This is a genomic window from Paenibacillus cisolokensis (genome assembly GCF_050481165.1).
GTDB lineage: Bacteria > Bacillota > Bacilli > Paenibacillales > Paenibacillaceae > Paenibacillus_AH > Paenibacillus_AH cisolokensis.
The window spans coordinates 1-26,399 of sequence record NZ_JBCNFP010000030.1 but is presented as its reverse complement, the minus strand read 5'-3'; the positions used below and the strand labels follow the sequence as shown (position 1 = coordinate 26,399).

General features: G+C 57.1%; 20 protein-coding genes. 6 read left to right on the top strand and 14 right to left on the bottom strand.

What is annotated here, in order from left to right; translation table 11 throughout:
* Nucleotides 1-88 precede the first annotated feature (88 nt).
* Both ABEV74_RS05895 and ABEV74_RS05890 read left to right on the top strand, forming a co-directional pair.
* On the top strand, nt 89-1,090 hold the full coding sequence (locus tag ABEV74_RS05895) for a helix-turn-helix domain-containing protein (RefSeq protein ID WP_430144299.1): 1,002 nt from the start codon (nt 89-91) through the stop codon (nt 1,088-1,090).
* Nucleotides 1,087-1,863, top strand: a complete 777-nt coding sequence (locus ABEV74_RS05890; RefSeq protein WP_430144296.1) for a DUF3891 family protein — start codon at nt 1,087-1,089, stop codon at nt 1,861-1,863. The genes ABEV74_RS05895 and ABEV74_RS05890 overlap by 4 nt, the downstream gene beginning before the upstream one ends.
* A 43-nt stretch (nt 1,864-1,906) precedes the next feature.
* Here ABEV74_RS05890 and ABEV74_RS05885 read toward each other — a convergent pair whose 3' ends face one another.
* The gene (locus ABEV74_RS05885) at nt 1,907-2,797 is read right to left on the bottom strand and encodes a helix-turn-helix domain-containing protein (RefSeq protein WP_430144293.1); all 891 of its coding nucleotides are present in this window, start codon (nt 2,795-2,797) and stop codon (nt 1,907-1,909) included.
* A gap of 146 nt (nt 2,798-2,943) precedes the next feature.
* On the opposite strand from ABEV74_RS05885, the gene ABEV74_RS05880 reads away from it, so the two are divergent.
* A complete protein-coding gene (locus ABEV74_RS05880) occupies nt 2,944-4,056 on the top strand; it encodes a glycoside hydrolase family 88 protein (RefSeq protein WP_430144288.1) in 1,113 nt (370 codons plus the stop codon).
* 156 nt (nt 4,057-4,212) lie between these two features.
* Here ABEV74_RS05880 and ABEV74_RS05875 read toward each other — a convergent pair whose 3' ends face one another.
* The 3 genes from ABEV74_RS05875 to ABEV74_RS05865 are packed head-to-tail and all read right to left on the bottom strand — an operon-like array spanning nt 4,213 to nt 6,066.
* Nucleotides 4,213-4,983, bottom strand: coding sequence for a hypothetical protein (locus ABEV74_RS05875; RefSeq protein ID WP_430144285.1), 771 nt, complete (start codon nt 4,981-4,983; stop codon nt 4,213-4,215).
* Nucleotides 4,980-5,681, bottom strand: a complete 702-nt coding sequence (locus tag ABEV74_RS05870) for an ABC transporter ATP-binding protein (RefSeq protein WP_062491281.1) — start codon at nt 5,679-5,681, stop codon at nt 4,980-4,982. The genes ABEV74_RS05875 and ABEV74_RS05870 overlap by 4 nt, the downstream gene beginning before the upstream one ends.
* A 1-nt stretch (nt 5,682) precedes the next feature.
* Nucleotides 5,683-6,066 carry a GntR family transcriptional regulator gene (locus tag ABEV74_RS05865; RefSeq protein WP_062491279.1) on the bottom strand — a complete coding sequence of 128 codons (384 nt, stop codon included), beginning with the start codon at nt 6,064-6,066 and terminating at the stop codon, nt 5,683-5,685.
* 367 nt (nt 6,067-6,433) lie between these two features.
* Here ABEV74_RS05865 and ABEV74_RS05860 point away from each other — a divergent pair, with 367 nt between their 5' ends.
* The gene (locus ABEV74_RS05860; RefSeq protein WP_430144282.1) at nt 6,434-9,157 is read left to right on the top strand and encodes an alpha-mannosidase; all 2,724 of its coding nucleotides are present in this window, start codon (nt 6,434-6,436) and stop codon (nt 9,155-9,157) included.
* A gap of 81 nt (nt 9,158-9,238) precedes the next feature.
* Here ABEV74_RS05860 and ABEV74_RS05855 read toward each other — a convergent pair whose 3' ends face one another.
* From ABEV74_RS05855 to ABEV74_RS05825, 7 genes are all read right to left on the bottom strand, one after another.
* A complete protein-coding gene (locus ABEV74_RS05855; protein WP_430144279.1) occupies nt 9,239-10,375 on the bottom strand; it encodes a GntR family transcriptional regulator in 1,137 nt (378 codons plus the stop codon).
* 562 nt (nt 10,376-10,937) lie between these two features.
* The gene (locus tag ABEV74_RS05850; protein ID WP_430144276.1) at nt 10,938-12,137 is read right to left on the bottom strand and encodes an enolase C-terminal domain-like protein; all 1,200 of its coding nucleotides are present in this window, start codon (nt 12,135-12,137) and stop codon (nt 10,938-10,940) included.
* Nucleotides 12,134-13,102: an SDR family NAD(P)-dependent oxidoreductase gene (locus tag ABEV74_RS05845; protein WP_430144273.1), complete on the bottom strand. Its 969-nt coding sequence runs from the start codon at nt 13,100-13,102 to the stop codon at nt 12,134-12,136. Before ABEV74_RS05845 ends, ABEV74_RS05850 begins: the two co-directional genes overlap by 4 nt.
* Nucleotides 13,103-13,268: 166 nt before the next feature.
* Complete coding sequence (locus ABEV74_RS05840) at nt 13,269-14,504, bottom strand: Ger(x)C family spore germination protein (protein WP_430144269.1); 1,236 nt, start codon at nt 14,502-14,504, stop codon at nt 13,269-13,271.
* Between the two features lie 35 nt (nt 14,505-14,539).
* Nucleotides 14,540-14,749 carry a CLC_0170 family protein gene (locus ABEV74_RS05835; protein ID WP_062491270.1) on the bottom strand — a complete coding sequence of 70 codons (210 nt, stop codon included), beginning with the start codon at nt 14,747-14,749 and terminating at the stop codon, nt 14,540-14,542.
* The gene (locus tag ABEV74_RS05830) at nt 14,746-15,840 is read right to left on the bottom strand and encodes a GerAB/ArcD/ProY family transporter (RefSeq protein WP_430144265.1); all 1,095 of its coding nucleotides are present in this window, start codon (nt 15,838-15,840) and stop codon (nt 14,746-14,748) included. Before ABEV74_RS05830 ends, ABEV74_RS05835 begins: the two co-directional genes overlap by 4 nt.
* Before the next feature lie 2 nt (nt 15,841-15,842).
* Nucleotides 15,843-17,546 carry a spore germination protein gene (locus tag ABEV74_RS05825; protein WP_430144262.1) on the bottom strand — a complete coding sequence of 568 codons (1,704 nt, stop codon included), beginning with the start codon at nt 17,544-17,546 and terminating at the stop codon, nt 15,843-15,845.
* 212 nt (nt 17,547-17,758) lie between these two features.
* Here ABEV74_RS05825 and ABEV74_RS05820 point away from each other — a divergent pair, with 212 nt between their 5' ends.
* Nucleotides 17,759-18,889 carry a stalk domain-containing protein gene (locus tag ABEV74_RS05820; protein ID WP_430144259.1) on the top strand — a complete coding sequence of 377 codons (1,131 nt, stop codon included), beginning with the start codon at nt 17,759-17,761 and terminating at the stop codon, nt 18,887-18,889.
* A 388-nt stretch (nt 18,890-19,277) separates the two neighbouring features.
* On the opposite strand, the gene ABEV74_RS05815 is transcribed toward ABEV74_RS05820, so the two are convergent.
* From ABEV74_RS05815 to ABEV74_RS05805, 3 genes are all read right to left on the bottom strand, one after another.
* Nucleotides 19,278-20,096 carry an undecaprenyl-diphosphate phosphatase gene (locus ABEV74_RS05815; protein WP_430144256.1) on the bottom strand — a complete coding sequence of 273 codons (819 nt, stop codon included), beginning with the start codon at nt 20,094-20,096 and terminating at the stop codon, nt 19,278-19,280.
* 167 nt (nt 20,097-20,263) lie between these two features.
* Entirely contained in the window at nt 20,264-21,931 is a 1,668-nt protein-coding gene (locus tag ABEV74_RS05810) for a ribulokinase (protein ID WP_430144253.1), read from the bottom strand.
* An 886-nt stretch (nt 21,932-22,817) separates the two neighbouring features.
* Complete coding sequence (locus ABEV74_RS05805) at nt 22,818-23,879, bottom strand: suppressor of fused domain protein (protein WP_430144250.1); 1,062 nt, start codon at nt 23,877-23,879, stop codon at nt 22,818-22,820.
* 182 nt (nt 23,880-24,061) lie between these two features.
* Here ABEV74_RS05805 and ABEV74_RS05800 point away from each other — a divergent pair, with 182 nt between their 5' ends.
* On the top strand, nt 24,062-26,134 hold the full coding sequence (locus ABEV74_RS05800) for a serine hydrolase domain-containing protein (RefSeq protein ID WP_430144247.1): 2,073 nt from the start codon (nt 24,062-24,064) through the stop codon (nt 26,132-26,134).
* Nucleotides 26,135-26,399: the final 265 nt, after the last annotated feature.

Sequence of the window (26,399 nt, the reverse complement as noted above, 5' to 3'; positions counted from 1 at the left end):
GGGCAAATCGGACAAATCGGTTTACCCGAAGCGGATTCGCTTATATAATCATGGAAAGCGCTATGATAGAGAATGGAGAAACGCCAGAATGATCAACAGACCGATCCGGCTTACGCCGGGCACGCTGTTTTTCGAGGAACGGCTGCCGCTGTTCGTTAACCGCGTCAGCGAATCGTTCTCGCTGCAGGAGCATCGCCATGATTTCGTCGAGCTGTCGTATGTCGACGAAGGCTCCGGGTTTCATTACGTAAACGGCGACGTGCTGCCGGTCGCGAAATCCGATCTGTTCATACTGCCGATCGGCGTCTCGCATGTGTTTCGCCCGGCCGACGCCGGCGCGAACCGCTCGCTCGTCGTTTACAATTGCCTGTTCAAGCCTGAGCCGTTGGCCGCCGATCTGCGCGATTTTCCCGGCACGGACGGGCTGCGCGAGACGCTGGCGGCTCTCCAGCTGCTGCCCGGCGACGCCGGAAGCTGGCGGCGCATCCGCGACCGCGACGGCCGGCTCGGCGAGTGGTTCCGCGCCATGCACCTGGAATACGAGCGGCGCGCGCCCGGACGCGTCGCCCTGCTCTATGCCAAGTTCGTCGAGCTGATCGTCCTGCTCGAGCGGGCGCACACTGCCGGTCCCGGCACGGAAACGGCGGCACAGGAACGCGATTCTCTCGCCGGTATCGTTCGCCGGATCGAACGCCGCTTCGCCGAACCGCTGCATGCCGGACGTCTCGCGGAAGAACTGAATATGAGCGAACGGCATTTTCACCGGCTGTTCAAACGGTATACCGGCTCCACCTTCAACGCCTACGTGCAGAACCGCCGCATCGATAAAAGCTGCGAGCTGCTCGCGTCCACCCGGATGCCGGTTCAGGACGTCGGACCGGCGGTCGGATACCAGGACAAGTCGTTCTTTCTCCAGCTGTTCAAGCGGAAGACGGGAATGACGCCGCGGGAATACCGAAGGTTGAAAAACAACGAAGCCGCCGATGCCGGGCAACCGAAAGCCGATGCCGAACCGAAGACCGATACCGAACCCAAGGCCGATACCGAACCCAAGTCCGATGCCGGACAACCGAAGGAGGTGTCTCCATGATTATTCGCGAGCGGAACGATGCGTTCGTCATGATCGCCCAGCACGATCACGGACGCTTGTCTGGCGATTTCGCCAGCCGCTGGAAGCCGGAGGCGTGGGCAGGGGACGAGCGGCGGGAGGACGTCGTATTTGCCGCCTACGAGCATGACCGGTGCTGGCTCGATCTGGACGATATTCCGATCTGGAACGACGGCGACCGGGCGCCCTATCACTTTATCGATTACCCGATCCGTCCCAAGCTCATCTGCTACGGCAAAGGCATCGACGAGATCAAAGCGCGCAGACCTTATGCCGGATTGCTGACGAGCCTGCATTTTTCCGCCCTTCTCACGCCGGAGCAGCACCCGGCCGTACGGGAATATCTCGAAGCGCGGTTCAGGCTGGAGGAGCAATGGAAGCGCGAACTCGGGCTGACGGACGAAACGGCGCTGGAGACGCTTGACTTTCACCTGCGCGTGCTGCAATTTTGCGACCATCTGTCGCTGTATGTCTGCCTGAACGAACCGGGCTCGCCCAAGGACGAGGAGATGCCCTGGTATCGGGACGGCATCCCCGGCTCGGAGCGCTTTCCGTTCAGCGGAGGGCGAACGATTGTCCCGCGCTGGCAGGACGCCGGCACGATTGCGATCGCGGAATTTCCGTTCGACGGCGTCTTCCGGGTCGGCTTGCGCGGCAAGACGGTGACGAAAGCGGCGATTCAGGCATACGGCCTGGCCAAAGCCTATGACAGCGCGCCGTTCGAGCAATGGCAATTCGCGATTACGCCGGGGTAACCCGGTACGAAGCGGAGCGGTCTGGCGGGCGGCCGCCTCACCCTTATAGCCGCGCTCGAACCTCGTACCGGTATTTCAGCGGCGTCGTGCCGACATGCCGTTTGAACAGCCGGACAAAATAAGAAGGGTTCGGCAAGCCGACTTCGCCGCCGATCCGCTCGACGGGCAGCGAAGTCGTCTGCAGCAGCCGGCACGCCTGCTTGATCCGCCGCGCGGTCAAATAATCGGTAATGCTGCTGCCGGTTTCCTCCCGGAAGATGCGCGAGACGTAAAATTTGGACAGATGCAGCCCGTCCGCCAGCTTGTCGAGGCGAAACTCTTCCGCGTAATGCGCCTCGATCCAGCGCATGACCGATTCTGCATAGCGGAACGGCCGCTGCGGGCCGTTCGCATCCGTACGTGCCGCCCCGTCCTCCCGGCGCGCGCCGATGACGCTTACGATCGCGTTCAGGAGCTGCAGCAACAGCAGCGACGCTTCCTCGTATGTTTCCCCGTGGCCGGAAGCAGCCGCCCGGCCGTATATCCGGCATACTTCCTCGGCATAACCGATTCTGTCGCCCAGATCGAAGGCGTATTCCTCCCGCTGCCCCCGGCACTTGCTGTCCAGCAAGCCGCGGCGCGCCGGAAATCCGCTCAGGCTGTCCCCCATCAGCTCATGATCGAAATGAAAGACCGAGCGGATGTAAGGGCATTCCGGACTGACATGGGCGAACACGTGGTGGAGCTGAAACGGCGGAAAAAAGAACAGCATCCCTCTCCGAATTTCGTGTGCATGGCGGCCGACGACAACGCTTCCGCGTCCTTCGTGCACGAGCAGCATTTCGGCGCATTGATGCCAGTGGTAATAACCGGAGAAATCGGCCTCCGTGCGCTGGCGGCCATGCCACATGACGGGCTTTCCTTCCAGTTTCATCGGTTCGAACAGCGGGTTCATGACGCCTCCAGAGATATGTAACCGTTTTATATTTTTTACTGTAAACGGCAAATGACAACAGCGCAACATTTTCGGGCATTGTACTGCCACTTTTTCCGGACAGGACGGCATATAATCGAGAAAAAACAGCACAGGAGGCGTCGGGAATGGATGCAGCGTACAAAGCGGACATCATGAAGCGGCTGGAAGCAAAGGTGGAGCGGATGATCGGACAGATCGGCCCCAAATCGCCCCATCGCGCCGGAGCGGACGGCAAGTACGACGATGCGGACACGAGCTGGTGGACGTCCGGATTTTGGCCGGGCATGCTGTGGGTGATGTACGACGTAACCGGCCGGAATCCGTTCAGGCAAGCGGCCTGGCGGTGGGACGAGGAGCTCGAACGGTGGTTTGCGCGGGACGGCGAGTTTCTGCATCATGATGTCGGCTTTCAGTTTCTGTCGACAGCCGTTCTCAAATATAAAATAACGGGCGACGCCGACGGCCGGCGCAGAGGATTGCGGGCCGCGGATTATCTTGCGTCCCGTTTCAACCCCGCCGGCCAATTCATTCGCGCCTGGAACGGCGATATGGTCGGCTGGGCCATCATCGACTGCATGATGAACCTGTCGCTGCTCTTCTGGGCCAGCGAGGAGACGGGAGACCCGAGATACCGGCATATTGCGGTCCGCCATGCGGAAACGGCGATCCGCCACAGCGTGCGCGAGGACGGGTCGGTCAACCATATCGTGTCGTTCGACCCGGAGACCGGAGCGTTTATCGAATCGTTCGGAGGGCAAGGGCTAGCGCCGGATTCGTCCTGGAGCCGCGGCACCGCATGGGCGTTGTACGGATTCGCGAACACGTACCGGCATACCGGCGATGAACGGTTTCTGACGACGGCCAAGCGGATCGCCCATTATTTCATTGCCGCGCTGCCCGAAGACGGCGTGCCGTACTGGGATTTTCGGCTCGAATCGCTCGAGGGCGAGCCGCGCGACAGCTCCGCCGCCGCCATCGCCGCCTCCGGCCTGCTGGAAATCGCCGAAGCCGTGCCCGCCGGAGAAAAAAGGCTGTATGCCGACGCGGCCGAACGGATACTGGCATCGCTAACGGAGCGCTATGCGACCTGGGATCGGCCGGAGCATGAAGCGATTCTGCTCCATGGAACCGGCCACAAGCCGGGAAACGCCAATATCGACGTCTCCCTTATATACGGCGATTACTTCTACGTCGAAGCGTTCGCCAAGCTGAACGGCTGGAAACGCCGGGTGTACTGACACCCGGCGTTTCCTTGTCCGTTCCCGGTTATGGCTCATGCATCCGGCGCGCAGCTTTATGACGACAGCGGCGGACGGCTCCCGGCCTTGCCCGGCCTTGCCCGGCCTTGCCCGGCCTTGTCCGTCCTTGTCCGGTCGTGAGCGAAAAACCGGCGGTTACAGCTTGACTTTGCGGTCCAGCATATAGAGGATCGCATAATACAGCGCAGCCACGATGGCCAACTCGAACAGCAGCAGTCCCCAGTCGAAAGAAGTGTTGGCTTTGGATATGGCGCCGCTGACGATCGCGCCTTCGGTGATTTCAATGCTGACAATTCCCCACGAACTGTCATCCTTCGTTTGCGGGAACAACAACGATTCGATCCAAACGATCAGCGCGAGCAGCGCAATGAAAGCGGCGATGCCCATGAATGTCCCGCCCTTTCCGTCAATCGTCCGGGCAACCGTAATGGCCATAAAAACGGCAACGGTAATAAAAAGCAGCCCCCATAAAAAATTAAATGTCATCGCGGCGGAATCCCAAAATCCGATTTGCCCGACAAACTGCCGGAGCATCGAAAACAACGTGTCCTTCACGTCGAAAATGAGGGAAAACAGCGTATCGAACAGCACGAACATCGCGCCGAGCGCCAGATAGCAGATCACGAGCAGCAAAAAGGGCGAAACCGGCAAGTACCAGGAGCCAAGCGGCAGCAGCCTTCTGCTGTACGATCGGATATTGCCGTTGTAAGTCTGGCACATCATCAGGTAGGCCAGAAAACCGAACAGGACGTAGATCACCATAATGCCGATGTAAAGGATCTGTCCGTCCCAATCCCTCCACCATCCGGCCAGCATCAGGGCGGCCTGCGCGAGGACCAGAATGGCGGCCCCCGCCAAAATCAGGTTCGCATTGCGCTTGAAGTCGTATTTCAATAAGTTGATCATTCGGCATACACCTCTTTGAACAGATCGTCCACGCTTTTGTCATGATTCGTACGAATGGCGTCCACTTGCTCGTGCAGAATCAGTTGTCCGTTTTTGATCAGCAATACTTCGTCGAATATCCGCTCGATATCGCGGATCAGATGCGTCGAAACGATCAGGCAGCTGTCTTCGCTGTAAAACTGGATGATCGCATCCAAAATTTTCTCGCGCGCCACCGGATCGACGCCGCCGATCGGTTCGTCGAGCAAATAGAGCCTGGCATTGCGCGACAGAGCAAGCGTCAGCTGCAACCGCTCGTTCATTCCTTTGGACAGCGAGGTCACTTTGTCCCGCTCGTTCAATTGCATGAACGCGAGCATATCCCGCGCTTTCGCCAGATCGAAATCGGGATAGAAGTCGCGGTAAAAAGCGATAGCATCGCGGACGCGCATCCATGGTTCCGTCAGCGGCTTGTCGGGCATGAACGACGTGACGGCTTTCGACTTGACGCCGACCGGTTCGCCGCATACCCGCACCGTGCCGGATGACGGCTGGAGCAGGCCGGCCGCGATTTTCATCAGCGTTGTCTTGCCGCTTCCGTTGCTGCCGAGCAGGCCGATAATTTTTCCGGCTCCCACCTGCAGCGAAACGTCCTGCAGCGCTGTCTTCGAACCGTATCGTTTCGAAACGGACGAGAATTGCAAAATCGGATGGCTCATCTTATTTTCCCTCCCTGTCCGAACCCGATGCGACAGCTTCGGCGACGAGAGCGACAATATCCCGCTCCCCGAAACCAAGCTCCTTCATCCCCGACACGAATCGTTCCAACAATTGATCCGCCATTTCTTTTCTCATTCGCATCATCATCGACTCCTCTTCCGTCACATACCGCCCCAAGCCGCGCCTCGTCACGACAACCCCTTCGCGTTCCAGTTCCTGAAACGTCCGTTGAATCGTGTTCGGATTAATCTGCAGCTCGGCCGCCAATTCCCGAACCGATTCGATCTTGTCGCCAGGCTTCAGCTTGCCGGCTACGATCTGCTTCTTGATGTAATTCATCACTTGCAAATAAATCGGCAAATTATTGTCGAATTCAATCGTCACAGCCAAAACCCGCCTTTCGCTTTTTGCCTAGCGTTTCAAGCCTTGCCAGACGCCCGTCGAACCGCGGCCGACCGGGCACGCCGAGAGGACGCCGTCCGAACGCAGGCATTGCGGAGCAGCATCATCTTCTTCGTCTTCGTCTTCGTCTCAATTGTCATATCGCACCTCGCATGTATTAGTGTCATAGTTAAATAGTACACTAATAGTGAGGTGCTGTAAAGCCCGAACTTGCTGTCCGACTATTTCATTTTCGAAAAAACCGGCTTGATTATGTAATGCTATAATATATTCTCAAATTTCATTTACTTCATCCCCCGATTCAAGTAGTATTAAAACATATCATATTAAGCGAAACGAGGGTGAATAGATGGCCAAAAAGACGATTCATGTCGTATCGCATACCCACTGGGACCGCGAATGGTATATGCCTTTCGAGGCGCACCACGTTCGCCTGCTGAAGACGATGGACACCCTGCTCGACCTTTTCGAGCAAGATCCCGAATACCGCAGCTTCTATCTGGACGGACAGACGATCGTACTCGAAGACTATCTCCAGGTTTATCCGGAGAAACGCGACAAGCTGATCGAGCTGGCGAAGGAAGGCAAAATTTCTGCGGGACCGTGGTACGTCCTCCAGGACGAATTTCTGACGAGCGGCGAAGCGAACATCCGCAACTTGCAGGTCGGACACCGCGACGCCAGGCCGTTCGGCGCCGTGTCCAAAATCGGATATTTTCCGGATTCGTTCGGCAATATGGGACAGGCGCCCCAGCTGCTCCGGCAGGCGGGCATCGATACGGCGATTTTCGGCAGGGGGGTCAAGGCGACCGGCTTCGACAACAAGGTCGAGGACGCGGCGGCGCAGGAATCTCCGTTCTCGGAGCTGAGATGGGTATCGCCTGACGGCTCGGAGGTGCTCGGCATTCTGTTTGCCAACTGGTACAGCAACGGCAATGAAATTCCCGTCGACAAGGAAGCGGCGAAAGCGTTTTGGGACCGGGCCATTGCGGCTGCGGAGCGGTACGCCTCCACCTCCCATCTGCTGATGATGAACGGATGCGATCACCAGCCGCCGCAAACCGATCTGTCGGCCGCGCTGCGCACCGCTCGTGAGCTTTACCCGGATTATGAATTTATCCATTCCAATTTCGACGATTACATCAAGGCGGTGAAAGCGGAGCTGCCGCAGCAGCTAAGCGTAATCAAGGGCGAACTTAGAGGGCAGCATACGAACGGCTGGTATACGCTGGTGAACACCGCATCGGCCCGCGTATATATCAAGCAGAAAAACCAGAAAAACCAGACGCTGCTCGAGAAAGTGGCCGAACCGCTGGCCGCGCTCGCCCACCGGCACGGGCTGCCGTATCCTCACGCCGTCCTGACCTACGCCTGGAAAACGCTGATGCAGAACCACCCGCACGACAGCATTTGCGGCTGCAGCGTCGACGACGTATACCGGGAAATGACGACCCGTTTCGACAAAAGCATCCAGGTCGCCTCGTCCGTTGTCGAGGAAAGCGCGGCGCATTTGAACGGCCGGATCGACACTTCGGGCTTTGCGGACATGCATCCGGACGCCGTCCCGTTCGTCGTCTACAATACGAGCGGCTATAAAGGCTCCGGCGTCGCCACCGTCGAACTGCGGATCGGCAGGCGATACTTCCGCGATGGCGGCAGCCCGGCCGACATTGCCGCGCGCGTGGAAAGCGCCACTTCGGCCGCAGGGTATATCGTGGATACGGCGGGCCGCAAAATCGACGCAACGGTCGAGGATCTCGGCGTCCGGTTCGGCTACGATCTGCCGGACGACAAATTCAGGCAGCCTTATATGGCGCGGGTGCTGCGGCTGACGTTCGAAACCGGCGAGCTGCCGGGGCTCGGCTATGCGGCGTTCGCCTGGATTCCGCAGCAGGAAGCGGCGCAGGCTGCAGCTTCGTCGCTCGTCGCCGGACCGACCGCGATGGAGAACGAATGGCTGAAGGTGACGATCGAACCGGACGGCGGCATTACGCTGCTGGACAAGCGAAGCGGCCAGACATATGCCGGCCTCGGCCATTACGAAGACGTCGGCGATATCGGCAACGAATATATATTCAAGCAGCCCGAAGGCGACGCGGCCATTACGACCGTCGGCCGGCCGGCCGAGATACGCCTGGTGGAAGATACGCCGTTCCGCGCTTCGTTCGAAGTGACGCATCACCTGCCAATACCGGCGCAGGCCGACGACCTGCTGCAGCGCGAGGTGCAGACGATGGTCCCGTTCCTGAAGCGGAAAGCGGGCCGCAGCGGCGAGATGACGGAGCTGTCCATCGTGACGCGCATCAGCCTCGAGCGTTCCGGCCGAGGCGTCAAAATTCATGCGAAATACGTCAATACGGCCAAAGATCACCGGCTGCGGATGCTGTTCCCGTCCGGTGTCGCCGCCGACACCCATTTTGTCGATTCGGTGCTGGAAGTGGCGGAACGCGATACGACGCCCGCGCCGGAATGGGTCAATCCGAGCAATTGCCAGCATCAGCAGGCGTTCGTCGACGTGCATGCTTCCGGCCGGGGATTGACGATCGGCAACAAAGGATTGAACGAGTACGAGGTGCTGCGCGACGGACAAGGTACGATTGCCGTCACGCTGTTGCGCGCGGTCGGCGAGCTCGGCGATTGGGGCGTCTTCCCGACCCCGGAGGCGCAATGTCTCGGGCCGAACGAGGCGGAGCTGATCATTCTGCCGCATAACGGCAGCGACCGGTTCGACGCGTATACCGAAGCCTATCGTTTCCAGGTTCCGCTGACAGCCAGCCAAACCGACGTTCATGCCGGCACCCTGCCTCCCGTATGCGACATGCTGGAGTGGGAAGGGAAAGGACTTGCGTTCTCCAACCTTAAGGTGAACGAGGACCGCGGCGAGCTTGTCGCCCGCTGGTACAACATGTCCGATTCCCCCGTTGCCTTGCGCATTTGCCACGACGCCCTCGGATCGGGGCTTTATGCCAGCACGATCATGGAAGACCGGCGCGAGGACATCGCGACGGAAGACGGTGCCGGCAAGGTCGAATTGCGCGGTTTCGAAATTTTCACGGCCGGTTTCGACCGCTGATCGCGCGGCTGTAAATCGGACCTGTCCTTGCACCGGCTTTACAACCTTTAAAGCCCTCCAACCGGGTGTTGGAGGGCTTTGCTAATATTCCCGTTTCCGGGGAGGCGCCGACGACCGCCGCACGACAAGCTCGGTATTCATCGTAATCGTTTGCGGTTCGGCCGGTAGGCCGCCACTCGCGATTTGCTTCATGACAAGGCTCGCCGCCTTCGCGCCGATTCCCGCAAAATCCTGCTTGACCGAAGTGAGCGGCACGATGAAATGCTCGCCCGTTTTCAGATTATCGATGCCGGCGACCGACAACTCCTCGGGAACGCGTATCCCTCGCCGAAGCGCCGTCTCGATCAAATGCATCGCCGTCAAATCGTTAACGGCGACGACGGCCGTCGGCATTTCCGGCAGACGCAGCAGCTTCTCGAGCCGGGAAGCCGCACACGGATGGCCGGAATCCAAATGCTCGCTGCCGACGATCGGCGACGGGTCCTCGATCAGCCATTCGCGCTGCGGGACGATGCTGGCGTCGATCAGCGCTTTGCAGTATCCGCGATAGCGCTCCGCAACCGAGACGGCTTCGTGCAACGACGTGCAAAGAAAAGCGATCTTCCGATGTCCGAGACCGATCAGATGCGAGGTGACGGAGTAGCCCGCCTGGAAATTATCGGATACGACATTCGGCGCATCCAGTCCTTCGATCGTGCGGTCGATCAGCACAAATGGAAAACGGTTGATCAGCATGCTGCTGAAGACGTCGATATTTTTGCCGCTGCCGACCGGATACACGATCGCGCCGCTCAAATTGTCGCTCATAATTTTCCCGATCAGTTCCCTCTCGGTTCGCGCGTCGTAGTTCGTATTATGGTAGGTGACATAATACCCGCTGCCGGCGCAAGCTTCCTCCACGCCGCGAAGAATTTCGTAGCCGAATTCCTCGTTGAAGGGCAGAAGCAAAGCGATGACCGGGATCGTCATGCCATCGGCCTTCGTCTCCTCCGGCGCGTCGGGCTCGGTGATGAAGGTGCCTTTCTTCTTGATGCGCTTTACAAATCCTTTGTACTCCAGATCCCGCAGCGCTCGGGAAACGGTAATGCGGCTCACCTTGTATTTGTCGACCAACTCGGCTTCCTTGGGGATTTTATCTCCCGGCTTCAGCTCGCCGCTGCGGATTCGTTCCATAATATCCTGAATGATCGCTTCGTACAGCTTTGTTTTTTTGGCCAATTGATTTCCCCACTCCTTCGGGCTTTCCGGTTCGCGATATTGGAAAGACCTCGGCAGAGCTTTCCCATTAAAGTATAGCATATTATAAATGTTCGGATAGAACAAAGACAACAGGATGGCGTCCAGTGCCTTATTCGCTCGCGCCATCACCACCGGGTGCCTGATTGCGAACTCCGATGCTTTATTTGCTCGCTCCACCTCCACGGCGGCTGTCATCCGGAAGATCGATAAAAGAACAATGCTGCAAAAATGCAGTTTTTTCGGGCGTAAAATAACCAAAACGCGAAAACTCCTGCGATTATGCAGTTTTTTTGATCCGTTCAATCCAGATATGCGAAAATTTCCAAAAAAATACTGTATTTTTGCAGAATTTCGCGCCATAGCCGTCTATTCAGAACCATATTCCTGTACTTTTGCAGCTTTTCGCCAAAAGCAATCTGCCGGGAACGGGGGCACTAGAGGCGGGGGGCATCGACCGGACGATTTATTTCAATGAAAACCGTCCCTGCCGCCGAACGGCAGGAACGGTTTTCATTGCCGATCATGCGGTCCGGTCATCCCGTCAGGGCCTGGCCGGACTGCCGTCCGGCAAACGCGCCAGCGTCCAGAACGGCAGGTCGTTGCGGCACGGGAATTTCGCCGCGAGCGTCTCGTCGATATCGACGCCGAGGCCCGGCGCTTCGTGAACGTACGCGTAGCCGCCGCGCAGCGACGGAGTGCCCGGGAACACTTCGCGCATCCGGTCGGAGAACGGGTACCACTCCTGGATGCCGAAATTGGGGCTGCTCAGATCGAGGTGCAAGTTGGCCGCATGCCCGACCGGTGAAACGTCCCCCGGACCGTGCCATGCGGTGCGCACGCCGAACGCTTCCGCCAGCGCCGCGATTTTGCGGGCCGGCGTAATGCCGCCGATTGCGCTGATATGCACGCGGATGTAATCGATCAGTCCGCCGGATATAAGCGGCACCCATTCCCGCGGATGGACGAACAGCTCGCCCATGGCGATTGGCGTCGCGCTTTGCGCACGGATCATGCGGAAGCCGTCGAGCTGCTCCGGCGCGAGCGGGTCTTCCAGGAAGAACAGCCGGTATGGCTCCAACTGCTTGGCCAGCCGAACCGCTTCAATGACGGAAAGCCGCTCATGGACGTCGTGCAGCAGCTCGATCTCGTAGCCGAACGTTTCGCGCATTCGCTCGAACAGCCGCGGCACGCTGCGCGCATAGGCGTCCGGATCGTAATACGCGCCGGGCAGTGCGTTTTCCGGCGATACGCAGTCGTGCTTGCCCCCGTATCCGCCCCACTGGCAGCGGATATGGCGAATTCCCTGCTCCATAAACCGGCGGACGTTCTCCTCCACCTCTTCCAGATCTTTGCCGTCGGCATGCCGGTAAACGGCAACCGCTTCTCTGCATTTGCCGCCAAGCAGCTGGTAGACCGGCTGGCCGGCAAGCTTCCCCTTGATATCCCACAGCGCCATGTCGACGCCGGAAATCGCATTGTTGAGCACCGGGCCGTTGCGCCAATAGGAGCTGACCATCGCCGTGTGCCATATATCTTCGATCCGCTGCGGATCTTTGCCGATCAGAAAAGGCCTCAAGTAATCGTTAATGGCCGATGCGACGGTCAAATACCGCTGCGTAAACGTGGCGCAGCCCAGACCGTACAGCCCCGGCTCCGACGTTTCGATTTTGACGACGACGAGATTGATGCCGTCCGGCGCCGTCAGAGTCGTCTTTACATCGCGTATCGTGATCCCGCTCATACTTCCCGTCCTTTCATTTCGGTTTTGGCCAGACTGCCCCATACGCTGACGCCGTCTTCCGGCATTCCCGGCAAAATGAGCCCGCCGTCGGCGCGAAGCGTAATGCCGGTCACATAAGAGGCTGCATCCGACACAAGCCATGCTGCGATTCGCCCCATATCCTCGGGCGTGCCCATTCGGCCGAGCGGCACCTGGCGGCCTACGCCCTCATGCGGCTCCATCCCTTCCCTTACCAGCGTGGCGCCCGGCGCCAGGCAGTTGACCAGGATGCCGTACGGAGCCAGATCGAGCGCGGCCGATTCGGACGCCCGTTTCAACCCCGCTTTCAGGCCTCCGTAGACCGCGTCGCCGGGATAGGCGCGTTCCGCCCGCGAAGACGTAATATTCAGGATGTTGCCGCGAATGCCGGCGTCAATCATATGCGCCGACAATTCCCGCATCAGAATGAGCGGCGAGCGGAAATTAAGCTGAATCAGATGATCCAGCTTCCAGGTGGGCAACCGTTCGACCGGATCCTTCAATGTAACGCCGGCATTGTTGACAAGCACATCGATTGTGCCCAGGCCGGCGATCGCCTGTTCCGCTGTCCGCTCCGCCACTCCCGGTTCGGCCAAATTGCCGGGCAGCACCAGACATTCCTGCCCCGATGCCGCGCGAATTCGCTCCGCCGCCTCCGCCGCATGGACATCGTCCTGCCAGTGCGTAATCGCGAGCTTGTAGCCGGCCTCGGCCAGCGCAATCGCAATGCCGCATCCGATGCCGCGGCTTCCTCCGGTTACCAATGCCGTCTTGCCATTTCCCCGGCCGTCTGCGGCGCCGCCTTCCGGCCCGTTCGACCGCCGGCAGCCGCTATCCGGCCCGTCCCGATGCCCTTCGGACGTCTGCCGATCTTTCGCCATCCCGTTCTCCTCCTTCACCTGCTTCGGTTCAGATTTCTCCCAGAACGTAAACGCTATCAATTGCAACTTCTATTCTACCTGCATCCGGAAATTCCAACAATTAGAAAAATGGCGTTAACCGTATAAAATACAACCGTTCCGCATGCCGAAAAATGTCCAGCCGCCCGATTGCCGCAAAAAAACATAAAAATCCCGCCGGACGGCTGGCCGCCAGACGGGACGGTCGGGAATTTTACTCGGCTTTCATGCCGATCCTGCGGACAAAGGAACTCATTCGAACCTCAAAGGTGACGTCCTTGTACATTTGCTGCCATTTCTCTTTCGTTCGGACATGCCGGTTCCAATACTGCGGCTGGTACGCACGCACATATTCGCCAAAACCGAATATGTCCGCCCCGTATTTCTGCGATTTCCGGATGAGCTGCTCGCATATTTTCTGCAGCGATTGCGCATTTTCGTTGGCAATCCTCTCCAGAATGTCGGTTGTGGCGACCGTTACCGCTTCGGACGTCTTTTCCTCTACATTGATCTCCGAAAACGCGGTTATGCGGAAATGCGGATGGCCGTTCCTGATCTCCAGCCCGATATTCGATGCCCGGTGAGTCGCGTTAATCGTTACCGTATCCTCCGAATCGGTAAGCCGGACCATCCCGCGGTACCCCGCCGGATTCAACCCTTTGATCAACATATAGGCGGCAATTTCTAACGGCTTCGTCGCGCCGACCATCTTGTCTCCCCGAAAGAGAGCCATCCCTTTGATTTCGATATTTTGCTCTTTCATCATTTCGACATAGGGCAAAAATCCTTCCTGGCCTTTCTTGGAAACGTTGCTCCAGAACATGCCGGTATAATCGCGCGGAAATTTGCCTTGCTTGACGGCGTCGTCCAACGTCGATATCAAATAAAGCGTCGGCACGCGTTTCAGTCTCGGAGTGGCCCTTATCAGATTTTCCGCTTTTCCTTTGGAAATCATGAGCCAGGCCATCCGCCGCACTTCCGGATTGCGGCGCAAGTAATCGTTCAAGTTTTGTATTCCTTTTTTCGCCACTTCCTCCGACACTACAATGACGCGCAGATGCCCGAAAAACAGTTTGCCTGAAATTTGCTGCTGCAGATTCATAATCGCATCGTCAATCGTATGCCCTACGACATTGACGACCCATACCGCTTTTCCCGGATCGTTGTTCGCTCCTCCGCCTTCTCCGGGTCCGAGCGGTATGTGGCCGGGCAAGGCAATCTGCGCGGCAACCTTGATCATATCCACTTCCGGAGGGGGATACGCCCCGAGATGGGACACCTCATCCTCTTTCTCCCGGGCCGCCCCCGGTTCGGCTACGTCGACCGAAATGCCGAGCACGACGGCTCGTTCCTCGATTTCCAGCCGATCCCAGCATCCGGTCGCAAGCGGAACGACGAGAAGAAGAGCAAACAGCGGTTTTGCAGACAGTTTCCGTATCGTTCTGCCCATTTCGGTCCCTCCATTCCAGTTGTGCGATGCGCGGCCTAGACGAAAATCCGTATCACCCACGCTCCGATCAGAAGCAGGGCGCCGACAACGAGATTCAACCATCCCAATATCCGGGACACTTTCATTTCCTTGCGCATGCCTGCATCCTCGTATTTTTTGACGTCGAGGCGCAAAATGAACCATCCCGTCAACAGCCATAAGGGGACGGCGAAATTGAAATATCCGCTGTAGAATTCCCCGATCATGCCGTATCCCCTCTTTTCTTTCGCATCATCGCGATGAGGAGCAACGCACCCGGATACGCAATCGTAATCAGCAGTCCGATGCGCCCGACGATTTGAATAATATCGTACATTTCCAAAATGTTTCGCGGCAGCATGGCCAGTATGAACACGATCGGCAGAACGAAGTACGACAGCATGCGGTGGTCGGTCAGACGGAACAGCTGGCTGATCGAACGGATCGTAAAGTAATAGCTCGAAAACAACGTCGTAAACACCGCCGTCACCCATACCGCGAGAAACGCCGCATCCAATCGTTCCAGAATGTTGGCGGGCAAGGAAGTCGCCTTCGCCAATTCCAGCGTCGGCCACAGCAGTTTCTTCGTTTCTTCGGCGCCGAATACGCTGACCGACGCGATGACGATGGCCACGTACAGCGTTCCCGTAATCAAGATTCCCCTTATGGAAACCCGCAGCGCCGACTGGGGCTTGCTCATGGCCGGAATGACCATCGTCAGCACGAAGGCGCCCTGGTATAAAGCGGCCGTCGTTAAAACTCCCTCCAGCATGCCGGACGGATTGTTGCCCCAGATCGGCAGCAGATTGATCGCCTCGGCGTTTTTAAGCGAAAGCACGACGATGATCAAAACGGGAAAGAGCAGCAAAGGGGAATAGAAATAATGGATGTAGGCGAACGTCGTCAAGTTTTTGCGCGAAGAGACGGCGGCCATGATGAGCATGACCAGCACGGTCACTTCCAGTGGCGTATTTTTCAATACCGCCGTAATGACCACCTCGCCGAATTCCCGGGCGATGAGAGCGGACAGTATGGCGAAAAAAGCGATTGCAAGCGCACTGCCGATCCAGGCGAGCCATCTGCCGATAATGTCCTCGCTGTACTGGATGATGGATTGATTCGGAAAGCGCATGCCGAGCAGCGAGACGAACACCATCCCGACAAACGCCAGCATCGTTCCCAGCAGCGTAACGAGAGGCGCTCCCGAATCGGCCCCGCGAACGGCAAAAAGCGGAAACGCAAGCACCCCTACGCCGATAATGGTGCTGATCAAGATCGTCGTGGCCTGCCCGACCGTAATATTGCGGGAATCGTTCATCGTTAACGCTCCTTGTCTTCCTTGGCATTCTTGTCGTCCGGGGCGCTATTGTCATCATCTTTAGCGCTATTGTCGTCCTTGGCGTTCGGGTTATGGACAGGTTCCATAATATCGTCTTCCCGGGAATGAATAACGGCTTGTTCGATATTCTCCCCCGTGCGGGATTGGTCCAGAGGGTGCAAAAAGGACGGTCTGCTCTTCATTTTCCACAACGGGCCCCGGATCAGCAGATCTCTCGAATCGAGAAAATTGCCGGGAACAAGCGGACTGAGATAAGGAACGCCAAACGATCGCAGCGACAGCAAATGATTGGCAATGAATATGATCCCGATCATCAGTCCGTACAGACCGAAAATCCCGGACAGGATCACGAGGGGAAAACGAAGCAGCCGCAACGCCAGCGCCGCGTTATAGGACGGCGTAGCGAACGACCCGATCGTCGTCAGTGCGATGATGACGACCGTGATCGGACTTGCGAAACCCGCCGATACCGCCGCCTGCCCGATGACAAGGACGCCGACGATGGAGAGGGCGCCGCCGACCTGCTGAGGCAGCCGGATCGTCGCTTCCCGCAGCACCTCCATCGTAACTTCCATAAAGAGCACTTCGATAATGGCCGGGAAAGGAACGCCCGCTCGTCCGCCGGCGACCGCTACCGCAAATTCCGTCGGGATCAGTTCCGGATTGAAGGAAATGATCGCCACATAAATCGATGGAAAAATAAGGGAGAAAATCAGCGCCACCAGCCGCGCCAAACGAATCGCGCTCATCATGACATACCGTTCGGTATAGTCCTCCATCGTCTGGTAAAACTGACCGAAAACAGTCGGGACGATTAAAGCGAGCGGAGAACCGTCGACGATAATCGCCACCCGTCCTTCGAGCAGATTGGCCGCCACTTTGTCGGGACGTTCCGTATATTGCACTTGCGGAAACGGCGACCAGTGATTGTCTTCGATAAACTGCTCCAGATACCCGGAGTCCAGCACCGCGTCGATATTCACTTTGGACAAACGATTTTTCACTTCGCGGACAATTCCCGGATTGGTCACGCCTGCCAAATAGCAGATGGCGACTTTCGACTTCGTCTTCGTGCCGATTTCCATCGTATTGACGCGAAGATCCGGAGTCTGCAGCCGGTACCGGAGCAACGAAATGTTCGTTCCGAGCATCTCGATGAACCCTTCGCGCGCGCCCCGAATAACCTGCTCGGTCGCCGGCTGGTCGATCGAACGCTTCATAATATTGCGCGTGCCGATCATGATCGCTTCGTCCATTCCATCGACGACAACGACGGACTGACCGAAAAGCAAGCCTTCGACCAGCTTCCCGAACCGCTTCTCCAGAATGGCTTCGCTATGGTACAGCGTATCTTTGACCAGCACTTCCTTAAGCGGAGCCGCAGCGTCTTGCTGCCCGCTCTCACGTGGCTTCAGCATAAGCGGCTTTAAAATGTCATTGTTGATGACCGACTGGTCAACCATATGGGAGAAATAGAAGATGGCCGCGTCATGTTTCCCGAATACATGGAAACGATGCGTGACGAAATCGTCGTTCTCGCCCAGCAGCTTCTTCATAAATTCGACTGCTTCCGCCAGACTGCCGCTAAGTTCGCGATTCTTCTTTTCATCCATAACATGATCCGGAACTGCCGCTTTATTTTGTTTTTTCGAGACTTTCGAACGCAACCAATTCGAATATGACATATCTGCACCGTCCGGTTTCCTTTTCAATTCAAGTTAAGTCTTTCCAAACGGAGCGGTTTTCATGAATATAAAAGCGATGTTTATTACAATCAACTTGCAGGATTTTCCTGAATCTTGCCGAAGAAATGAAAGGTCTGAATTTCACAGGGGCAGCCTCTTTAAAGATACGGATTCTCCAGTAACAAAATAGGGTAAAATTGTGAGGGAACGTAATGAAGATCTTCCAAAGCGCCGCCATATTGTTGCTATTCAGTTTTATGGCGGTGCCTCTCTACGCTTCCGCAGCCTCCGCCGGGACAGTTCGAGTCATTCTGAACGATAAACAGGTTGCACTATCTAAGGATGTCATCGTCCGAAATAATCGCACGTACCTGCCACTTCGCTCGTTGTCCGAAAATATGGGATTTAAAGTCCGGTACGAGGCTGCTTCCCACACCGTTTCGTTGGCCAGACCGGAGACCGACATCATCCTTGCTTTGAACCGGCCTGATGTCACCGTCAACGGAGTCGCAAAGACCAATCCGGATGCTCCGTTCGTCCGAAACGGTACGACCTATGTTCCGCTACGTTTCATCGCGACCGCAACGAAAGCGAATATCGAGTGGAACAAGAAGGCAAACGAAATTGCGGTAAAGGATCAGGCGTTCATTCATTACGCCGATGCAAAGGCCGATTATTGGGTATCGTTCGAAAACGGGAAAGTGTTCATCTCGCAAGACGGAAAGATCCGCGAGCTGACCGGGGCCAATGTGAAGCCGCTTGAGCAGGGAAGCATCGAAACGCACTATTTCGGGGATCGATCATTGCTACTGACGGTCGATGACGAACATGGGGCTCATATGACGATCTTTCACAACCGATATCAGTTTCTGGTGAAGGATGGCGCGGTAATCAAGAAATCCTATTACACTTATTCGGGCAATTACGCCATTGCGGATTTCCAAAAAGTTAAGTCGAATCAGTCCTATTTGTTCGACGGTAACGTTTTGCAATTGATCGACCGCCAAGGCCGCCTTTCCGAAGCGTACGATCTGAACGCGATCACCGGCGAAACCGGCTCCTTCGTGATCGACTATGTCGATCCGGGATTCGCGCTCGTCCGGCCGGCCCGCAATCTGCAGCTCATTTATGTCGACCTGATGGATAAATCAAGCGAAGTTCTCTATCGAAAGCTGCTGACGGAAGAAGAGCAAAAGCTGTGGGAGAGCGTCGATGAAGCGGGGGACGCGTATTTCGTCTCCACACTGTTGAAGCTGGAGAAAAGGGAAGGAAACACTCTTTATCTCAGTTACCGCAGTCCCGCAACGGAACAGACGGTTCATGTCGAATACCGTATTCAATGAAAAGCAAAACATTCCGATTAAGCACCTTAAGATTTTGCTCCAAAAGAAAACCGCCCACATACCTGATATCCATTCTCAGGATAGGTTAATAGGAGTTTTTCCCAATCTTCAAAATTTCCAAGGATATTCATCATTTCTTGTTTACTTCTCAACCCCGTAGTCCTTCGTTCCAATCGTTTTCTTTTGTAGCCAAACCAAGATATTAACCCGGTTATAAAATAAACGTTCTTATTGATCAAATATCAATAGTTGAAGTTAACATAGCCTATGAAAAAGAAAAAGGGAAGCTTTAACCAGCTCCCTTTTTCAGCCTGTTGTGGTTTTTCAACAAGTTGGCTGCTGAACTTGTGTTCGATCGCTTTTTGATCGGCAGCCACCGGAACAACCGTTAAAAAAACAATACGTAAATGGCAGCCGCGAGAAGAAGACGGTAAACGGCGAAAGGCACAAGCTTGATCCGGTTGATCAGCTTCAGAAAGAAGCGGATGGAGAAATAGGCGACGACAAAAGCGCTTATAAAGCCCGCGATGAAGAACGGCAGCGCATCGGCCGACAAATACTCCCAGTTTTTGAACAGCGACAGCGCGCTGGCTCCGGCCATAATCGGCACCGCCATAATAAACGTAAAATCGGAAGCCGCACGGTGGCTCATGCCGAGCAGTACGCCTCCGGAAATCGTCGAACCCGAGCGCGAAAAGCCGGGCCAAAGGGAAAGACATTGAATCAGGCCGACGGTCAATGCCTGCTTGTACGTAATCTGATCGACCGTCTCCGTCTCCGGCCGCTTCTTGCGGAACCGGTCGGCGGCGATCATCAGAATGGCGCCGAGGACAAGACCGATCAGAACGGTTCTGGTCGAGAACAAATATTCATCGATGTAATCCTCGAACAGCAAACCCAAAATCGCTGCGGGCAGCAGTCCGACGATCACATGGGTCAGCTTCAGCCTTTTGGCGCGAGGCTCCGACGCACGGCGGCCAAGCCCCAGCATGTCGATAAATCGCTGCCAGAACAAAATGACGACGGCCAAAATCGATCCGAGCTGAATGACGACCTTGAACGTATTGGCCCCTTGCTGCGTTAAGAACTGTTCGGATTTCAGCCACATATCGTCAAAAATAATCATATGACCCGTCGACGATACGGGGGCGAATTCCGTCAAACCTTCGACAATGCCCAACATTACCGCTTTTAAAATGTCGATCATGTTTTCGCTCCTGTTTCAAAAATTCCGCATATAATGCCGCATATTTATTATAACGAAGTTAGGAGCGATTCGGTTTTAGGAAGTTTCGATCATTTTCGTTTCCCGAAAAACAAGAAAGGAGCGCAGGTTGCCGCTCCTCTCCCTGGTACTTATGCACCAATCCGGCGTTATCCGTTCAGCCCGGCTCTGATCGCTTTCAGCCGCTTCATCACATCGTTGCCGCCGCGGCCGAAATAATCATGCAGCGCCACATACTCCCGGTACAGCTGCTCGTAGACTTCCGTATGGGCCGGGATCGGCTTGAACGTTTCCTTGCGCACCCGGGCCATATGGTCCGCCGCTTCGACGATCGAATCGTAGCCGCCCGCCGCCGAGCCCGCGGCCACGGCGCCGAACATGGCCGCTCCGAGCGCCGCCGTCTGCACCGAATCGGCGATTTTGATTTCCCTTCCCGTCACGTCCGCGTAAATCTGCATCAGCAGCCGGTTTTTTTGCGGCAGTCCGCCGCAGGCATACAGCTCGCTGATCTCCACACCGCTGTCGGCGAACGCCTCGATAATCCTCCTCGTGCCGAAAGCGGTCGCTTCCAGCAGCGCGCGGTATATTTCCTCCGGCTTCGTCTGCAGCGTGCAGCCGAGCAGCAGGCCCGATACGTTCGCATCCATCAGCACGGAGCGGTTGCCGTTCCACCAGTCGAGCGCGAGCAATCCGCTTTCGCCCGGACGATACTTCGCGGCTTGCCGCTCCAGCCATTCATGAACGCCGATCCCTTCCCGCTGCGCCTTATCCTTCACGTACTGCGGCACCGCCTGCTCCACATACCAGGCGAAAATGTCGCCGACCGCGGATTGCCCGGCTTCGTACCCGTAGCATCCGGCCACGATGCCGTCCTCCACGACGCCGCATATGCCTTCGGCATGAACCTCCCTGTCGCTCAGCAGCAGATGGCAGGTCGACGTCCCCATCGCCATGACCAGCTTGCCGGGCGTCACGACGCCGGAAGCCGGCACCATCGCATGGGCGTCGATCACGCCGACGGCTACCGCCGTGCCGGCGTTCAGCCCCGTTATCGCGGCCATCTCCCCGGTCAGCCTTCCCGCCCTTGCGCCGAGCGGCGCGATCGGTCCGCGCAGCTTCGTCTGCGCCAAATCTTCGAGCCGCGGATCGAGCGCCCGGAAAAAATCGGCGGACGGGAAGCCGCTCCGCTTGTGCCAGAGCGCCTTGTAGCCGGCCGCGCAGCTGCTGCGCACCAGCTCGCCCGTCATCTGCATGACGATCCAGTCGGCCGCCTCGATGAACAAATCCGTCTGCTCATAAATATGCGGCGCCTCGTTCAAGATTTGCCATATTTTCGCCAGCATCCATTCCGACGACAGCTTGCCGCCGTACCGGGGCAGAAACGCCTCGCCGCGCTCCCTGGCGATTTCGTTGATGCGGTCCGCCTCGTCCTGGGCCGCATGGTGCTTCCACAGCTTGACCCAGGCATGCGGTTCGTCCCGCCACTGTTCGCGCAGGCAGAGCGGCGTGCCCGACTTGTCGAGCGGCATCATCGTGCAGGCCGTAAAATCGATGCCGACGCCGATCACTTCGTCCGGACTGACGCCGGCCATCCGCAGCACTTCGGGCACCGAGCGCCTGAGCACCTCCACGTAATCGTCCGGATGCTGAAGCGCCCAGTCGGGCCCGAGCCGCCTGCCTCCGGGCAGCGCTTCGTCGATGACGCCGTGAGGATAAGGCGTCACGTGGGAAGCGACCTCCTCCCCTGTCGCCAAGTCGGCGAGAAGCGCCCTTCCCGACTCTGTCCCGTAATCGATGCCGATCGCATAACGCTTCATATGCAGCTTTCCCCTCCGTCTTGTCATTCCCATCAGGATGCGATTGCCCCAAGGATGCGCTCGACCACGCTGCGATCCATGCGCATGAGCCTAACGTCCTGCCAGCCTTCCTAATAAATTCGGCCCGATCGGCAGCTTCCCGGCCTTGCTTCCCATTTCGCAGGCCGGGCCTTCCGCCGCGAAATCGCCGCTGTAAAATCACTGCTATACTAATAAGGCGGACGCTTGTTTCCAGGTTCCTTCGTCGCCCGTATCACGCCTTCGGGACGTTCGCGTCCGGTGGTCTGGCATAGCCGCTGTCGCGGAGAACTCCGGGCATGGCCGCCGCCGACACGCCGGCTTCCGCAGCCGCTTTCTCGAATCGTTGCTTGGGACCGACCCGTTTCGCCTCGCGCGTGGCTTCATCGCCCAGCAGACTATGTAAACGATTACGTAATCGTTTACATAGAGTTTACTTCGACTTTGCTTTGATGTCAATATCGAAATGGGCGGATTCAAACCTATGTGGATGAAATGAGACGCTTTTCCAAACGGAAGTGCGGCCCGTCACCAATTCGGATGCGTTGATGCGACGGCTGCTAGCAATCATGAAATCCCCCATTTCAGTCAAAATTCCCCTTCTCCATCGAGGCGCCACGTGTTGTTGTTAATTGTAAGCGTTGTTAAATGTAAGCGCACTCTTGACTTCCGACAAGGGGAACATTTTACACGGCAATTTCCGGGCGTTGCACTTTTTTGCAGCCGGCCGCCAATACAAGCGATAGCCGATGGCACAAGGAAAGCCACAGGATGATTTCCGCCAAAGTGACGCCAATCACTTTGTGCAGGAAAATCAAACTGTGGCTTTTATGAAGAAACGGATTCGCACGGCGTCTGTCCGCGGGGGTTAGCCGATCACCGCCACGATATTGCCGTTCGGGTCCTTCATATAGGTTTTGACGATTTGAACGACCATCCCTTTAAAAGCGGACAGTTCGATCACACCTTCCTTCGGCTGCAGCTTCCGGGACAGTTCGGTAGCGCTTGCCTCGTCGAGCTTGATCCGAACCTCGTTCTGACCTTGTTCGAAGCCCGGTTTCTCCCCCGGCTCAAAAACGACCCGAACATCCGGACCTGTCATCGAAAGAGACTTTCCTTTCAAAATGCGTCCCGCCAGCAGCTTGCCGACGATTCCGGCCTGCTTGGCGCCCAGCCTGAGCGCAGCCGGGGTCTTGCCCAGCAGACGCCTCTTGGCCGGCTCCCAGCCCAATTGATCGACATATAAAAAACCGGTGCTCGATCCGTCCCGTTCCATCCCTCTTTGCACCGCTTCGGCGACCGCAGGCACCCGCATGAAGGAATCCCTCGACAGATCCGTGATGTAACGCGGCATATGCTCCTCGCAAACATTCAGCATGCCGAGCGTATTCCACGTCTGCATCGCTTCGAGCTCACAGCCTGTAATGCCGACCATTTGCAAAAACTCGACCTGCCCGTTCGGCGTGTCCAATGCCGGAAGCTCGGGATCCCGGACAAAGGCCAGCGCCGTCAGCTTCGTATCGGCCCCAAGGCAGATCGGGCCGTTGGCATCCAGGTAATCGCCGTTTCGGAAGACGTTGCCGCTTTTGAACACGTATCTCCCCATATTTTGCAGCAGGTTCATCGCCCAGGCCGGCGGTTCTTCCTCCGTTTCCCCGCGCGCAAGCCGAAAGGTCAGTTCGAATCCGTAGCCGCTGCGTTCGGGATCGTCCGATTCCTTATCGTACAGCTCCGAAAACCCGAACGTAACAAAATGCCAATGCGGATAAGGCCGTTCCGCCTTGTATGCGCTAATGCCGTCGAGCGGGTCCCGGCCTCCCAGCATATAGGGAATAAGCGTCCCGTAGTGCTTCGGCTCCTGATCGCCGTAAATCTTCGACATGGCCCTTTCAATGGCATCCCATCCGGCAGCGTTCGCTTCTTCGCTCATCGTCGTTCCTCCCCGTTTTGTATCGCTTATTGCAACAGAAACCGATCCCTCTCTACTTTTATCGGTCTTTCATTCGCTTATAGAAGAAAACGCAATATAAAAACTTTTTAAAGAAATACATATTTTTGAACACTTTGGAGCGCACAAACGTCATACATAGTAAAACGTAAAGGAGGAAAATCATGGGCAAAAAACGTTTATGGATTGTGGCCGCTTCGCTCGCGCTGACACTGCTTATGCCGACGGGGGCGATGGCGGCAACCGGCCAAAACGCCGGGAAGGATTACGAGAATACGCGCAAGGCCGCGGCGGAGAAAGCCGCGCTGCTGACGGAGACGTACGGCACGACAAGCGTTCAATATGCACTTATCGATCAGGGTAACATCGTCGTGTCCGGCCAATCCGGGCGAAATGATGAAGAAGGAAAAATCCCGCTGACCGCGGAAACGATGTACGGCATCGGCTCCACCAGCAAAATGTTCGTGACGGCAGCCGTCATGAAGCTGGCGGACGAAGGCAAGGTCGATCTGGACAAGCCGGTCGTCCAGTACATTCCCGAGTTTACGATGAAGGACGAGAGGTACAAGCAGATTACGCCGCGCATGCTGCTCAACCATTCTTCCGGTCTGCGCGGTTCGACGCTGGCGAACGCCTTTTTGTTCGAGGACAACGACACGTACGCCCACGACACGCTGCTGGAGCAATTGAAAGGCCAGACGTTGAAGGCCGATCCCGGAGCCTTCTCGGTCTACTGCAACGACGGCTTCACGCTGGCCGAAATTTTGGTGGAGAGAGTGAGCGGCACCGACTACACCACCTTTATCCGCGAACATTTCACGGAGCCGCTCGGCATGTCCCGTACGGCGACGCCGCTCGACAATCCGGACCCGGCCGGGATGGCGGGCCTGTATTCCCCGACGATCAAAGGCCAGCTTCCGAACGAATCGGTGAACGTCATCGGAACGGGCGGCGTATATTCGACGGCCGAAGATCTGGTCCGGTTCTCGCAAATTTTCACCGGGCAGGTCGAAGGCATTCTGTCGGACGCGGCGGTGAGCGCGATGGAGCAAGAGGAATACAAGAAAGGGCTGTGGCCCGAAGAAGCCGACAACTCGATCGGCTACGGGCTCGGCTGGGACAGCGTGAACCTGTTCCCGTTCGGCGATTACGGCATCAAGGCGCTGACCAAAGGCGGCGACACGCTGCTGTACCATGCCGCGCTCGTCGTCCTGCCCGAGCATAATATGGCCGCCGCCGTTCTCTCTTCGGGCGGTTCCAGCACGCTCAACCAATTGCTGGCCAACGACATGCTGCTTAATGCCTTGAAGGAAAAAGGAATAATCGATGCCATCAAGCCGGAGAAATCTTACGGCGAGCCCGTTAAAGCGGATATGCCGGAGGAAATGCTGTCTTACGCGGGCGTATACGCGGCCACGAGCCAATCGATCCGGGCCGATCTTTCCGAGGACGGCGAACTGTCGCTTTCCATCATTCAGTTGCCGGACTATCCCGCGGAGAAATACTTCTATACGGCGGACGGTTCCTTCATGAGCGGGGACGGCAGTACGAAAGTCGAATTCGTTACCGAAAAGAACGGCCGCACGTACATCTGGGTCCGGTCGTACGCCACAATTCCGGGTCTGGGGCAGACGGCGCTGTCGTATTACGCCGCCGAGAAGCTCGAGCCCCGCGACGTTCCGGCACGGACGGCGGCCGCATGGAAGCAGCGCGACGGCAGCAAATATTATGTGGTAAACGAAAAATATACGTCGGCTGCGTATTTGCAGGCGCCCATCCTTCCGATCGATCTGACCGGCGGCCTGCCCGGATATTGGGCCGACCGGCAATTGACCGGCCCGGATTCCGCAGCCTCCAATGTGCAAATTCCGGGCATGAGCGGCCGGGACATTATGGAATTCAGCTTTGCGAACCAGGGCGGAACCGAATATGTCGAAGCCGGAGGCAGCATCTTTGTTCACGAGAAAGCGGTGAAGCCGCTTTACGCCGGCAAGAAATCGGCCGCGACGATCCAGGCGAACGGTTACGCCAAATGGTATACGGTGCCCGATAAAGCCGCCGGCAAGACGTTGACGGTGAAGCTGCCGAAGAACGGCGCGTTTGTCGTATACGACGGCAACGGCGCAGTAATCGAGTTTTCCACGATCACCGGCAATAACAAGGTCGTGCTGCCGAAGGACGGCGTCATTGTATTCGCCGGCGACGCAGGCGCCAGATTCGAGCTTTCGTTGAAATAAACGAGGTTTAGCCCGGCTCGCCGACCACGCCGACAGCACCTTGAACGAACATTTCGGACTGCCCGTTCCTCCGAACCGGTTCGCAGCCGCGACGGAACGACCGGCTGCCCGTCCGGGCACCGTTCGTTCCGCGCTCGTTCGGTCCGACACTCCGACGCTCCTATCCATCCATGGTGCGGATGACGCCGACACCGCTGACACCGCTGACACCGACACCGCTGACACCGACACCGCTGACACCGGGGAACGATAAGACCGGCCGGCT

Bases quoted from the DNA above. Each gene is read 5' to 3' on its own strand.
- ABEV74_RS05820 (WP_430144259.1), top strand. From the start codon at position 17,759: ATGAAGATCTTCCAAAGCGCCGCCATATTGTTGCTATTCAGTTTTATG.
- ABEV74_RS05825 (WP_430144262.1), bottom strand. From the start codon at position 17,546: ATGTCATATTCGAATTGGTTGCGTTCGAAAGTCTCGAAAAAACAAAAT.
- ABEV74_RS05875 (WP_430144285.1), bottom strand. From the start codon at position 4,983: ATGATCAACTTATTGAAATACGACTTCAAGCGCAATGCGAACCTGATT.
- ABEV74_RS05830 (WP_430144265.1), bottom strand. From the start codon at position 15,840: ATGAACGATTCCCGCAATATTACGGTCGGGCAGGCCACGACGATCTTG.
- ABEV74_RS05800 (WP_430144247.1), top strand. From the start codon at position 24,062: ATGGGCAAAAAACGTTTATGGATTGTGGCCGCTTCGCTCGCGCTGACA.
- ABEV74_RS05895 (WP_430144299.1), top strand. From the start codon at position 89: ATGATCAACAGACCGATCCGGCTTACGCCGGGCACGCTGTTTTTCGAG.
- ABEV74_RS05880 (WP_430144288.1), top strand. From the start codon at position 2,944: ATGGATGCAGCGTACAAAGCGGACATCATGAAGCGGCTGGAAGCAAAG.
- ABEV74_RS05850 (WP_430144276.1), bottom strand. From the start codon at position 12,137: ATGAGCGGGATCACGATACGCGATGTAAAGACGACTCTGACGGCGCCG.
- ABEV74_RS05870 (WP_062491281.1), bottom strand. From the start codon at position 5,681: ATGAGCCATCCGATTTTGCAATTCTCGTCCGTTTCGAAACGATACGGT.
- ABEV74_RS05810 (WP_430144253.1), bottom strand. From the start codon at position 21,931: ATGAAGCGTTATGCGATCGGCATCGATTACGGGACAGAGTCGGGAAGG.
- ABEV74_RS05815 (WP_430144256.1), bottom strand. From the start codon at position 20,096: ATGATCGACATTTTAAAAGCGGTAATGTTGGGCATTGTCGAAGGTTTG.
- ABEV74_RS05860 (WP_430144282.1), top strand. From the start codon at position 6,434: ATGGCCAAAAAGACGATTCATGTCGTATCGCATACCCACTGGGACCGC.
- ABEV74_RS05885 (WP_430144293.1), bottom strand. From the start codon at position 2,797: ATGAACCCGCTGTTCGAACCGATGAAACTGGAAGGAAAGCCCGTCATG.
- ABEV74_RS05835 (WP_062491270.1), bottom strand. From the start codon at position 14,749: ATGATCGGGGAATTCTACAGCGGATATTTCAATTTCGCCGTCCCCTTA.
- ABEV74_RS05805 (WP_430144250.1), bottom strand. From the start codon at position 23,879: ATGAGCGAAGAAGCGAACGCTGCCGGATGGGATGCCATTGAAAGGGCC.
- ABEV74_RS05890 (WP_430144296.1), top strand. From the start codon at position 1,087: ATGATTATTCGCGAGCGGAACGATGCGTTCGTCATGATCGCCCAGCAC.
- ABEV74_RS05840 (WP_430144269.1), bottom strand. From the start codon at position 14,504: ATGGGCAGAACGATACGGAAACTGTCTGCAAAACCGCTGTTTGCTCTT.